The organism is uncultured Microbacterium sp. (genome assembly GCF_913776565.1).
GTDB lineage: Bacteria > Actinomycetota > Actinomycetes > Actinomycetales > Microbacteriaceae > Microbacterium.
In genome coordinates, this window is record NZ_CAJYPF010000039.1 from 1 (window position 1) to 12,189 (window position 12,189).

General features: G+C 67.8%; 9 protein-coding genes and 1 tRNA gene. 4 read left to right on the forward strand and 6 right to left on the reverse strand.

The genetic code is table 11. The annotated features are described in order from the left end of the window. The first annotated feature begins 53 nt into the window (after positions 1-53). Positions 54-127, forward strand: a tRNA-Gly gene (locus QZ433_RS02495). Positions 128-1,007: 880 nt separating this feature from the next. Here the strand turns inward: QZ433_RS02495 and QZ433_RS02500 are convergent. From QZ433_RS02500 to QZ433_RS02510, 3 genes are all read right to left on the reverse strand, one after another. Continuing rightward, positions 1,008-2,534 (reverse strand): carboxylesterase family protein, encoded by a 1,527-nt coding sequence (locus QZ433_RS02500; RefSeq protein ID WP_366761865.1) that lies wholly within the window; start codon positions 2,532-2,534, stop codon positions 1,008-1,010. A gap of 228 nt (positions 2,535-2,762) precedes the next feature. Beyond that, on the reverse strand, positions 2,763-3,140 hold the full coding sequence (locus QZ433_RS02505) for a MarR family winged helix-turn-helix transcriptional regulator (RefSeq protein ID WP_295779860.1): 378 nt from the start codon (positions 3,138-3,140) through the stop codon (positions 2,763-2,765). A gap of 413 nt (positions 3,141-3,553) precedes the next feature. Then, complete coding sequence (locus tag QZ433_RS02510) at positions 3,554-4,378, reverse strand: alpha/beta hydrolase (RefSeq protein WP_295779867.1); 825 nt, start codon at positions 4,376-4,378, stop codon at positions 3,554-3,556. 212 nt (positions 4,379-4,590) lie between these two features. Between QZ433_RS02510 and QZ433_RS02515 the strand changes: the two genes are divergently transcribed. Beyond that, on the forward strand, positions 4,591-5,205 hold the full coding sequence (locus QZ433_RS02515) for an acetyltransferase (protein WP_295779861.1): 615 nt from the start codon (positions 4,591-4,593) through the stop codon (positions 5,203-5,205). Here the strand turns inward: QZ433_RS02515 and QZ433_RS02520 are convergent. Continuing rightward, a complete protein-coding gene (locus QZ433_RS02520; RefSeq protein WP_295779862.1) occupies positions 5,156-5,653 on the reverse strand; it encodes a transposase in 498 nt (165 codons plus the stop codon). The two genes, QZ433_RS02515 and QZ433_RS02520, sit on opposite strands and share 50 nt — an antisense overlap. A gap of 120 nt (positions 5,654-5,773) precedes the next feature. After that, entirely contained in the window at positions 5,774-10,801 is a 5,028-nt protein-coding gene (locus QZ433_RS02525; protein ID WP_295779863.1) for a tandem-95 repeat protein, read from the reverse strand. A gap of 289 nt (positions 10,802-11,090) precedes the next feature. Here QZ433_RS02525 and QZ433_RS02530 point away from each other — a divergent pair, with 289 nt between their 5' ends. Further along, on the forward strand, positions 11,091-11,429 hold the full coding sequence (locus tag QZ433_RS02530; protein ID WP_295779864.1) for an Lsr2 family protein: 339 nt from the start codon (positions 11,091-11,093) through the stop codon (positions 11,427-11,429). After that, positions 11,426-11,584 (forward strand): hypothetical protein, encoded by a 159-nt coding sequence (locus QZ433_RS02535; protein ID WP_295779865.1) that lies wholly within the window; start codon positions 11,426-11,428, stop codon positions 11,582-11,584. The genes QZ433_RS02530 and QZ433_RS02535 overlap by 4 nt, the downstream gene beginning before the upstream one ends. Positions 11,585-11,839: 255 nt before the next feature. Here the strand turns inward: QZ433_RS02535 and QZ433_RS02540 are convergent. After that, the coding region (locus QZ433_RS02540; RefSeq protein WP_295779866.1) for an isochorismatase family protein at positions 11,840-12,189 on the reverse strand (350 nt) is incomplete at its 5' end.

Sequence of the window (12,189 nt, forward strand, 5' to 3'; positions counted from 1 at the left end):
ATCCCGGATGCCGAGGGCACCCTGTTATGCTGGCCGGGTTGCCGCAAGGCTCCGGGGCTGTAGTTCAATGGCAGAACTTCTGCTTCCCAAGCAGACAGCGCGGGTTCGATTCCCGTCAGCCCCTCCATTTGTCACTTCCAGAGCTTGTCCAGACAATCCGCGGTTAGGTCAGACTGCGGGAACCGCGGCTCAGCCCGTCCTCTGCTCAGGTGCAGCGTGGCCTAGAACGGCGCATCAACGGACGCGGCGTTCGTCCGCGCCTACTTGCTTGGCCGCCCGCTACACGCCTATCGGACCCTATCCACATGACGCCGCCGCGCACACGAGGCACGGATGGAGATCAAGTTGCCAGCGCGCGTTGGGCACGCGGACGATGGAAGATGCCCAGAAAGTCCCATCCGCATCCGCCGTGATGGTGACGGCAGACGGGTAGCCGGGCAGCCCGCGACTGCGTCGCGCAGCGACGCTCGGCGCCCTTGGCGGGGTCCCGCTTCGCAGCTCGGCGGAACCGACGGACGAGGTGGTTTCGGCGAGGAATCTGACTGCTGCCCGGACGCGACTCCAGGCGTGCGCGCTATGCAGTCTCGGAGAAGAAACCGGCCCTCCGCCTGGCAGGGTTCGCCTCGCTCGTGATGGACGATGGCAGCCGTGATGTTTGTCACCGCCCAAGCTCATTCGCGTCGATCCGTTCCTACGTCGCGCCGTGCTCGCCGCGAGCTCTAGCCAGTGCCCCGCGGAGGACCACGACGGCGCGAAAGTGCGCGATTCTCGCCGTTTCAAACGACCAGTGCGGACTACAGAAGTGACGCCGTACTGCCAGCGAACCGCACCGGGCTGGGTGGAACTACAGTGGTACACCGTCGCGAAGCAGTTGTGGCACGCCGGCAGAGTTCTGGGACCATCACCGCTGCCGGAGGTGCGACACGCCGGAGAACCAAAGGTTAGCCACCACCAACCATGGAGGCCTTGTCGCTACCCGAGTGTCACCAGCTTGCTGAACGGGTACATCAAGGAGCTGTCGGAAGACCGTGCTGCGTCCACAGAGCGAGATCGACGGACTGGTCCGGTTCCTCGACGCGACTTCGGACGTCGAAGATCATGTTCGCCCGGGTCGGATTGAATCTCGCCCAACCGGGGTCCCCGGTCTCGGCGAATCTCCGCCAGACGCCGTTCATCTGTTCCGAGAGTCGACGTGGTGGGGACTGACCAACCACAGCCGAGGAGTCCGCGTCGTCCAGGGTTCCGAAGACGAACGGCAGCTCGGTCACATGCGCAGCGCGCAGAGCGCCCTCGAAGGCGGGCGAACGCCACGCGAACTCGTAGACGTAGGACCGGGGGTGCACGGAAGCGAGTCGGAGCGCCGGTACACGGTACAACCCATCCGTGAGCAGTTCCGTGGCAACGCGGCCCCGCCCGCGCGCATTCTTCCGGCGTCGGTAAGAAGCTTTCGCCCGGCCGTGGGGAACGCGATAACGTCGCGCGAGCACCCGGGAGATTCCAGGCGGCGCGTGATCGATCAAACCTGTGGGAACAGTGAAGAGGCGGGCCTCGTCCGTATTACTCCCGACAAGAAGATCGACATCGTGACCCATTCCGCCTCGAATGGCCTCGGTCGGTTGAGCCGGTAACACGTCTCCGTCGATCACCGGGAGGAAAGCGAGAGACGTTCGCGCTGCGTCTTTCCACCGCCACTGGAAGGGCTGAGAGGTCACCTGAGCCGCGAGCGCGTCAGATTCCCGCAGAAGAACGTCCATCGGCACCTCCGCGATCGTAGCTCGCGTGGGTTCGACGCGGAGACGCCGAGCGAGTCGGCGCGCGATGAGTTCGGCCGTGGGCTGGTCGGTCGCCATCTCCCCCGCCCCTGACTGCGCAATCACCCGGTGGAACAGATTCACCGCGAGAGGAGAGGCGAGCAGGCTGACGACGCTCGCGGCACCGGCCGACTCGCCGAAGAGGGTGACATTCGATGGATCTCCGCCAAACGCTCGGATGTTGTCTCTCACCCACTCCAAAGCGAGGATCTGATCACGCAAGCCCAGATTGGCCGCGCCCTCACCCGTCCACAGGAAACCGTCCACGCCCAGCCGATAGTTGACAGTCACCAGCACGACGCCGTTTCGCGCGAAGGTCGTGCCGTCGTACATGGGCACAGCTCCAGAGCCCGTGACGAAGGACCCCCCGTGGACGTAGACCATCACAGGGGCATCTACGGCTTGCTCGGACGCCCAGATGTTCAGCGTCAGGTAGTCGTCGCCGGGGATCGGATGCCGCGGGAGAACGGTGTCCAGGGGGTGTGGAGGTTGCGGCGCCCAAGCGCCGTATTCCCTGGCGTCGCGTACCCCCTTCCAGGGAGTCACCGGCTCGGGGGCTCGGAAGCGGAGCGCTCCGACGGGTGGTTCAGCGAAAGGCACCCCGAGAAATCGAAGGATCCCTCCGATCCTGCGCCCCCGGACGTCACCTGAACCGGGTAGCCCACGTGTGACCTGACTCCCGCCAACAGGGTCGTGATGATCCAGCATGGTTTCCTCTCTCATTGCGGGGCCTGATGCACCGGTGTCTGGCGAGGGTCTCGCAGTGGGACGCCGTTCGAGATACCCCTCACGATCGCTGTGTCGAGGGGACACGCTGTCGGCTCGCAGGTCGACGCTCTCTTCGGCGGATTGCCGAGGCCGCCGCTCGCCGAGGGGAATGCGTAGCCCTGGACGTATCGTCGACACATCGACGCGGACATGAGTTCCGCGTCCGCATCAGTGACGCGCGCCTCAGGCCTCGTCGGTCGTCGAGGAGCTTGGGAAGCCGTTGGCGAAGTCGAGATGAGTCAGGGCCATCTCTGAGAGGAACGACGCGATGAGAGCCCGATTCGCGGGCTCCAGGCGCTCCGTGACCCTGCCGATCGCGTCGATCAGGGGCGCGATCTCCTCGCGCACTTGACGCTGCGCAGCCGTCGTGGCGACCAGACGCACCCGACGTCCATCCGCCGCGTCGCGCTGACGCTCCAGATGGCCGACCGACACCAGACGATCGACGATCTCGGTCGCCGAAGACCGCGACACGCCGAGTCGTCGACTCAGTTCCGCGGGACCGATGGGATCCGCCGTGAGCGCGATGTGCTCGATGGCCGTCGCGTCGGTGATGCTCATGCCCATCCGACGGGCGACCGCGAGGTTCGCGCTCTCCATCGCATTGTGCAGTTCTCGGAGGTGCAGGACGAGTGACGGGGGAATTCGGTCGGCGTCCACACCGTAAAAACTACTCCTCAAAAATAGTACGGTCCCCGTACAAAACGGTAATACGGCACCCGTATCAACGCAAGAGCAGGACACATGGCGACACGAGTGAGAGACGAACGTCCTGGCTTTCTGCAGCACTTCGCGGCGCAGACCGACGAGCGCCGAGCGCCGTGCCAGCAGCAAGAACGGATGACTCGACTTTTCGCCTGGTCGCTCTCCCGCACATCAACCACCACGGAAGGCGACACGCAGAAGCTGGGGGAGGAGAGACACCCATCCCAGACCGCAGAAGCGTCGCGCAAGCAGTCCTGTGTGCAGTCCGATTATCTCGGAAGTCCCGCAAAGAACTCCGTGATCGTGTCGGAAATGAGGGCGCGTGCCTCTTCGTTGTCCATGGTCGGAGTTCCGTCGCCGTCTTGGGGGCCGTATGCGCCGAACTGGGCATGCGAAACGCCCTCGATCTGGATGAAGGTCGCATCCGCAGGCAAGGTGCTCGCGGCGTTCTCGATCTTCTCGGGCGTCGCCAGAGAATCGCGAGTTCCGGACAGGGTCAGAACGGAAAGGTCTGCACGTCCGCTCAGATCGTCGTTGCCGCAGTAGGACGCGAGCAGCACCAGCGCGACGATCTGCGGATCCTGCGCGTAGCCGCATGCGCGTACGCCACCCATACTGTGGCCGCCTACCGCCCACCGGTCGACGTCGGGAGCTCTACCCGTGAAATCACTCGCGTCCCGCGTCTCCAGAATCGCCAGGTTCAGAGGAGGACGGACGACGATGACCGTCGTTCCTGCCGCGACGGTGTTCTTGAAGGTCGCCGCGTACGCGTTAGGGTCAACACGCGCACCGGCGAAGAAAATGAGGCCCTCACCGTTCGACCTGAGCCGCGGTGTCATCATCACGATGTTCCCGTCCGATTCGACGGCGATGCGCTGGTCCGACTGAACCGTCTCCCACGCAGTCGCCTCTGCGCTATAGGCGTCGGTGGCCCAAACGACGAATGCGACCGTAGCGACAGCGAGCGCCGCGCCGAAGCCGGCAGCCACGATGGCGATGATGCGCCGCGCTCTCACGCTTCTCGACTTGGACTCGAAACGAGAACGGGGATTCAACGCCGTCTCATCCTCGGCTCGATCATGCTGTGCCGGCATTGCGTCCACCTGAGACTCCCATCAACTAATACGGCAACCGTACTACTTTTCGAGGTTCCCGTTGTCGCCAGTGCCCGTCAAGGATGGAAGGCGCCCCACCAACAGGTGGAGCGCCCCGTCGCCGCAAGGCCGATCAACCACAGAGGGGGGTACCCGCCGCTAGGGCATGTCTGAGAAATGTGGTGACCGGCGCTTTGGGTCACACTGGGTGGGTGCAGCCGGAGCAGCTTGTGGTGAGGTCCGACGACGCGCGGTGCGCGGAGCTCGAAGCCGCTGGATGGGTGGTTGTTTCGCGATCATGGGCCGCGCAGTTGACTGCGGCGAGCATCGATGTCGATGCGCTGGCCGGGGCGGTTCAGCGGGGTCGTCGTCACGGCGATGTCCGCGCGATCGGAGACGCAGATCTCGCTTCGGTTCTGGTGCTCGATTCGGTGACGCTGGCCGACTATCCGGGTGGTGTCGCGACTCAGCACAGTCCGCTGACGATGTCGACCGCTCGCGTGACGCGCACGAGGCGAGGCTTCGGCGTCTTCGATGGTGATGGCCAGGTTCTCGCGGTTACCTATGTCGACGTCGACGGTCGGACCGCCGAGACCGAGTTCACGGTCGTGGCTGCAGAGTTTCGAGGGCTGGGTATCGGCACGGCGGTGAAAGCAGCCTCGATACTGGCTCTCCTCCGCGAGGGCATCGAAGTCTTCCGAACCGGGGGCGCCGAGGAGAACAGCGCCATCCTCAGCTCCAGCCAGAGCCTTGGATATCTGGTCGACGAGGAATGGATCACTCTTTCCCCACGACAAGATGCCGAGTCCACACGACGACGGCGTTGAGGAGCACGGCGGCGCGGTAGATGACGGCATGCTTGTCGTAGCGGGTCGCGAGACCGCGCCACTGCTTGAGATGGCAGTAGCTGCGCTCGACCACATTCCGGTTCCTGTAGTCCGCTGCGTCGAGACCGACCGGGCGTCCTCCACGTGACCCGCGTCGCTTGCGGTGGCCCTTCTGGTCGTCGGGCTCAGGGATCACGGCCTTGATCTTGCGGGAGCCGAGATGGCCGCGGATAGCGCGGGAAGAGTATGCCTTGTCGCCGCGGACCGCGTCCGGGCGGGTCCTCTGCTCGAACAAGCGGCCTTCGCGCGCGACGGCAGTTCGGGTGACCGGCGAACCCGAAGTAACTTCAGAAGAGGACGCGGCACGGTGGACTGAGATCTGCGGAAGATAGGTCCTAGGTACGCCAGGGTTCTGATTGTCTGTCTGACCTAGTTCTGGAAACGACATCCATAGGCCCGACGCGCCGCCACCGGCGGAGCGTCGGGCCTTTCGCGTGGGTGCCGTCCGAAGGCCGAACCAGAAGGGGGTGGCGGGCCATCGGCCCACCACCCCCTCGTCACTCACGCGTTAGGCGAAGCGCCGGCGCAGGAAGAGCACCGCGCCGCCCAGCAGCGTCATGATCACACCGGCGTACAGCGGCATCCAGGGCACCTCGGTACCCGTGGCGGGCAGCGCCTTCGAGACGGTCACCGAGACCGTGGAACGGGTCTCGGTTCCGTTCACGTCCGCCACCGAGTAGGTGATGGTCGCGGTCCCGGTGAAGCCCGCGGCGGGCGTGAACACGATCTTGCCGTCCTTGACGATCCACTCGCCCTGGCCGGGGACCGTCACGCGGTCGACCTTGCCGCCGTTGCCGTCGACCAGGTGCAGCGTGCCCGGGTCGAGAGCGACGCCGGTCGCACCGTTGTCGTTTCCGAGCACGTCCACCGTCACGGGCTTGCCCGTGGTCGTGGATGCCGCGTCGGGGCGCGAGACCGGCTCGACGCCGACGACGGTGATCGACAGCTTCGCCGACACCACCTGCCCGAGGGCGTTCGACACCTCGTACGGCACCGGGGTGGCAGCACCGCGGAAGGACGCGACCGGGGTGAAGGTCACCTTCCCGTCCGCGCCGATCAGGTAGACGCCCTCGCCCGCGACGGTGAGCTTCTTGCCGTTGTCGCTGACGACCCCGACGCTCTGCGCGGCCGACGGGAACACCAGACTGTCGAGGTCGAACGAGCTCGACGAAGCGTCGGCGTTCAGCCCCGCGGAGTCGTTGCCGAGGACGGCGACGGTGACGGGGGTGTTCTGCGGCGTCCGGTCGGCGTCGTCGGCAGCCGCGGCTCCCGGGCGCACGGTCACCGACAGCGCGGCCGTGGCCGTGGTGCCGTTGGCGTCGCTGATCGTGTACCGCACCGCGGACGTCGTCCCGACGAATCCGGGCTCCGGCGTGAACGTCACCGTGCCGTCTTCTGCGAGCGTGAACACGCCCTCGCCCGAGACGGCGACGGTCTTGCCCCCGTCGCGGATCTCGGCGTCGACCCCGACCGGCAGACCGGCGGACTCGAAGACCGCCGACGACGGCACCAGGGCCACCGAGGCGTCACCCGGGGTGTCGTTGCCGATGAAACCGAAGGTCACGGCCGTGTCGAACGGGGTGAAGGCGCTGTCGTCGGCCGCGACCGGAACCACTGCGGTGACGGTCACCGCGATCGTCGAGCTCGCGGTGTTGCCGTGCGAGTCGGTGACCGCGTAGACCACCGGGGTCGCCGGGCCCGAGAAGGACTTCTCAGGGGTGAAGGTGACGGCACCGTCGGGTGCGATCGTGTAGACGCCCTGGCCGGGCACCGTGAGGGTCTTTCCCCCCTCGGCGACGACCGCGCCCGCCGGCTGACCGGTCGTGGGGAACACCACGGTGGTGGCGTCCCACGCTCCAGCGCTGTCGTCGGCGTTGCGTCCCGGCGTGTCGTTGCCGAGCGGTCTGATCGTCGTGGGCGCACCCTGCAGCGTGCTCGTGACGTCGGACGAAGCCGTCGGACCGGTGCGGACCGTGACCCGGATCTGCGCGTCATCCGTCGTGCCGTTGGCATCGCTGATGCGGTAGGTCACCGCGGTGGTCGTGCCCGTGAAGCCGTCGACCGGGGTGAAGACGGCGACGCCGTCGGCATCCAGTTCGAACGTGCCCTGGCCGGCGACGGTCAGCTTCTTGCCGTCGGCCGAGACGGTCGTCCCCTCGGGCTGACCCGCGGTCGGGAAGACCGTCTTCGCGGGAACCAGCGCCACGGACTCCGCCCCGGGGGCGTCGTTGCGCAGCAGCGGGATCCGCACGGCCGTGTCGAACGGCGTCACGGCGCTGTCGTCGGCGGCGACGGGGTCGACCCCGGTGACCACGACGGTGATCTTCGCCGAGGCGGTCGCCCCGTTCGTGTCGGTGACCTGGTACGTCACCGACGAGGTGGTGCCACGGTAGGCCGGCTCGGGGGTGAAGGTCACCTTCGCGGTGGTGGGGTCGATCGTGAAGACGCCCTGTCCGGCGATCGTCAGCGTGCGTCCGCCGTTCGAGACGACCGCCCCCTCGGGCTGACCCGACGCGGGGAACACGACGCTGGCCGCGACGAAGGTGCCGGTCGATCCGGCCACGCCCTTGTTGCTGGGCGTGTCGTTGTCGAGAAGCGCGAACGTCGTCGCCGCGCCCTGCAACGTGGTGGCCGAGTCGGCGGATGCCGTTGCGGCCCCGCCCACGGTCACGGTGACCGACGCACGTGTCGGGGTGCCGTTGGCGTCGCGCACCTCGTACGACACGGGCGCGGTCGTGCCCTGGTAGTCCGCGCCGGGAACGAAGCGGATGCCGCCGGCGTCGACCGTCCACACGCCCTCGGGCGTCGTGAGCTTCTTGCCGTCATCGGTGGCCTGCGGCGACGTGAAGATCAGCGTCGAGGGATCGAGAGGCGCGTCGACGGCGCCCGGCTGATCGTTGTCGAGGACGGGCACGGTGACGGGCGTCTTGCCCGGCGTCTGCGCCGCATCGTCGCTGGCGACCGGCGTGACGGCCGTCACCGTGATCGCGATCTTCGCGGTCGCGGTGTTGCCCTGCTGGTCGGCGACCGTGTAGGTCACGGGGGTCGCGGGACCCGAGAAGGATGCCTCGGGGTCGAAGGTCACCGTCCCGGTCTCGGGGTCGAAGGTGTACGAGCCCTCACCGGCCACCGTGAGCTGTCGGCCGTCGGCGGACACCGTGCTGCCGGTGGGCAGGTTCGGAGTCACCGAGAACGCGAAGCTGTCTCGATCGAGCGTTCCCGCCGACCCGTCGGCGCGCACACCGGCGACGTCGTTGGCGAGGACCGAGAGCTCGACCTCGACGTTCTGCGAGGTCGTGGCGGAGTCGTCCGAGGCGGTGGGGCCGGGGCGGACCGTGACGGTCACCGTCGCGGTGGCCGTCTGGCCGTTCGCGTCGGTGATGCGGTACTCGACGGCCGGAGTGGTCCCCGAGTAGCCGGGCGCCGGCGCGAAGGTCACGCGGCCGTCGGTTCCGATCGTCCAGGTGCCCTGCTCGGTCGTGAGCGTCTTGCCGCCGTTCGTCGCCTGGGGCGAGGTGAAGACGGTCTTGGTCGGGTCCAGCGCCCCGCCGGGACCCGCCGAGTCGTTGCCGGCCACGTCGACGGTCACGGCCGTGCCGTAGGGGGTGACGGCGGAGTCGGCTACGGCGATCGGGTCGACCTCGGTCACCGTGATGGTGATCGTCGACGAGGCGGGGTTGCCGTTGCCGTCGGTGAAGTCGTAGGACACGCTCTTGGCGACGCCGTGGAACGTCGAGACAGGGGTGAAGGTCACCTTTCCGGTGGAGGCGTCGATGACGTACGCGCCCTCACCGGGCACCGTCAGGGTGCGGCGGTCGGCGCTGAGGACGGCGCCCTGCGGCTGACCGGCCGGGGAGAAGAGCACCGCGGATGCCGCGATCGAACCGGCGGACCCGTCGGCGTTCTGGCTGGCGGTGTCGTTGGCGAGCGGGGCCAGGGTGACGGCGACGCCCTGCGCGGTGGAGTCCGCGTCGGGCTGTGCGATCGGACCGGGACGCACGACGACGGTGAGCGTGGAGTCAGCGGTCTTGCCGTTGGCATCCGTCACGCGATAGGGGGCCGTCGCGGTGCCGCTGAAGCCCTTCGCCGGCACGAAGGTGACGCGACCGTCGGTACCGATCGTCCACACGCCGTCGGCGGTGCGCAGGGTCTTGCCGTCGTTCGTCGCCTGGGGCGATGCGAAGACGGTGCGGGTGTTGTCGATCGCCGTGCTTCCCGCGGTGTCGTTCGTCGAGCCGGGCAGCACGATCGACGGCGTTCCGAAGACCACGGTCTGCGAGTCGGCGACCGCGGTGGGCGGGACGATGTTGTTGATGAACGTGCACACCACCGAGGTGCCGTCGCCGCCGGTCGGGGGCGAGTACTTCGCCGTGTTCCCGGTGCCGCTCGAGACGACCAGGCCGTTGCTGTCGCGGCACTCCCACGTGGTGGTGTAGTTGCCGAGGTCGGTCGACCCGTTCGGGTTCTGCACGATCGTGTAGGTCTCACCGGGCAGCACGATCGCCGGCGGGTTCGTCTGGGAACCGCCACCGGGCTGCGAGGTGGCCGGCGGGAACGACGGGTTCGTTCCGGTGGCCGGGGTTCCGGGCTCGGTGTACGAGCCGCCGCCGACGACGACGGTCGAGCTGTCACCGGGGCGGGCGGGACCGTCGGGGAACGTCGAGCCCGCCTGCGCGGTCGACGGGTTCGCGCACGTGCCCAGGTCGGTGGAACCGTTGGCTCCCAGACCCTTGCCCGAGAGGCTGATGGGCGAGCCCACGGCGGCACCCGTGATGGGGTTCGCCTTCTGCACCGCGCCGGATGATCCGAGGTACAGGTAGCCGTCGGACCCGAACGCGATGCCGTTCGTGGCGGACCCGACCGCGGTGGTCGAGATCCGCGTGGCGGTCACGGTCGGAAAAGCCTGCGCGGGAGAGGTCGGAAGGGCGCTGTCGGCGACGTACAGCGCGGCGTCACCCGCGGTTCCGACTCCACCCGACGCGTTGACGAGATAGAGGCGGCCGAGCTTGTCGAAGGCGATGTCGCCGTTATTGCCCGGAGCGTTGGGGATCGACACGCGCGCGACCTCGCCCGCTTCGGCGGTCGCCGACGCCGGGTTGTAGACGAAGAGGTCGAGCGCGCGGGATCCAGCCGATCCGGAGTAGGAGCCGTAGTAGAACAGACCGTTGAGCGGGTTGACGGCGCCGACCTGACCGGCGCCGACGTTGGCGGGCTTGGCCACGGCGGTGGACTGGCCCGTCGACGCGTTGTAGCGCACGATGCTCGTCGTCGTGCCGTACAGGGCGTCGGTGCCCTGAGCGGCGATGCCGAGCTGGTTGGTCGAGGTGCCCTGGTTCGCCGGCGCGGGCAGCACCGGACCCGTGATCGTCCCGGTCGCCAGGTCGAGCTTCTTGATCTGGTTGTTGCTGCCGTCGGTCAGGTACACGCTGCCGACACAGCTGAGCGCGTCCGCGGCGACGGCCGCCTGCGGTGCGGCGACGACGGTCAAGCCCGCGGCGACGAGGGCGGCCGACACCACCGTCGCGAGAGCCGGCAATGGCCTGCGCCGTTGCCTCAAAAAACGAAAAGGACGGACGTCGACATTGCGCGGCACGCGGGCTCCAAGAAAAGAACGCACTCGATGAGTGGCAGCAAGGGGTTTGCTGCTCACGATAGGTACTGAGCCCACGAGAATGCAATTTCTTCTCGAATCTGAGCCGAGATGTACTTCATGCCTCGCGATCCGCATTTCGGATACGGACGCGGCCACCCGCGGACCACGACCAGCGCCGCTTCGAGAATCCGCTTCGCAGGAGTTGCGTTTTCTGTCGGATATATTCGTCTGCATGGCCCGGAAAGTTGTGACGGAATACTTCGACGACATCGACGGGACCCCGCTGCACGACCACACGACGACCACGTTCGCTCTCGATGGTCGGCACTGGCAGATCGACCTCTCCGCGGCCAACGCCGAAAAACTCCGCGCCGCCCTGGCACCCTTCATCGCGGCGGGGCGACCGGCGAAGGACTCGACCGGATCACGGCGAGCGCGGTCGCGCCGGGGCGTCGAGCGACCGGGCATCCGCGAATGGGCCGCCGGTCAGGGCTTCACCGTCAGCTCCCGCGGACGCCTGTCGGTCGAGATCGTCGACGCCTACGACGCGGCCCATCGAGGGCGGTCATGACCGTCGCGCTGTGGAGTGCGGTCATCGCGCTCGCGGTGATCGGAGTGCTCGTGTTCCCGCTGGAACCCGACCTGGGCGCATGCTCCATCGTCGCCGCTCTCATCGTGAGCGCACCCGCGGCGGGATACGGACGAGGACGCATCGAGCACGATTGATCACCCGCGGTGAGGTCGGCCTCGAGCCGATCGGAACGACCGCCTCAGCATGCCGCGGCCCGGTGGACGGGTGAGCCTGTTCCCGGCCGCGATCGCACAAGAACCCCGGCCTCGATCCCCCTCCGAGACATGCCGGGCAGAACGAGCCGTTCGGTTCGTTCCGGGGAGAGGTCGCCCCCCGACCTCTCCCCGTTCTTCCCGCGGCATCCGACCCGCACTCGGTCAGCTCGCGAGCCGGGATGCGACCGTTGCGTCTCAGGAATGCGCCCGCGCGACAGCGGCGCTCGTCGTCATCGTCGCGCCCGCGCCGCTCAGCGCGGCGAGGAACGCGGTGTGCACGGTCCGCCCGTCCACCTCGACGCCGTCGTGGGCGAGGTCGGGGGCCGCGCAGGCGTCGCCGACGACCGTCACGTCGTAGCCCAGATCGATCGCGGCGCGGACGGTGGCATCCACGCACATGCTGGTCATCATGCCGGCCACGAGCAGGGGCCGATCGCCCAGGGCGCGCAGGCGGTCGTCGAGGTCGGTGCCGACGAAGGAGTTGGGCGCGTGCTTGACGATCACGGTCTCGTCCGCGGCCGGAGCGACGCGGGGGTCGATCTCGG

Coding starts and splice junctions, on each gene's coding strand:
- QZ433_RS02500 (WP_366761865.1), bottom strand. CDS start 2,534: ATGAGAGAGGAAACCATGCTGGATCATCACGACCCTGTTGGCGGGAGT.
- QZ433_RS02505 (WP_295779860.1), bottom strand. CDS start 3,140: ATGAGCATCACCGACGCGACGGCCATCGAGCACATCGCGCTCACGGCG.
- QZ433_RS02510 (WP_295779867.1), bottom strand. CDS start 4,378: ATGCCGGCACAGCATGATCGAGCCGAGGATGAGACGGCGTTGAATCCC.
- QZ433_RS02520 (WP_295779862.1), bottom strand. CDS start 5,653: ATGTCGTTTCCAGAACTAGGTCAGACAGACAATCAGAACCCTGGCGTA.
- QZ433_RS02530 (WP_295779864.1), top strand. CDS start 11,091: ATGGCCCGGAAAGTTGTGACGGAATACTTCGACGACATCGACGGGACC.
- QZ433_RS02535 (WP_295779865.1), top strand. CDS start 11,426: ATGACCGTCGCGCTGTGGAGTGCGGTCATCGCGCTCGCGGTGATCGGA.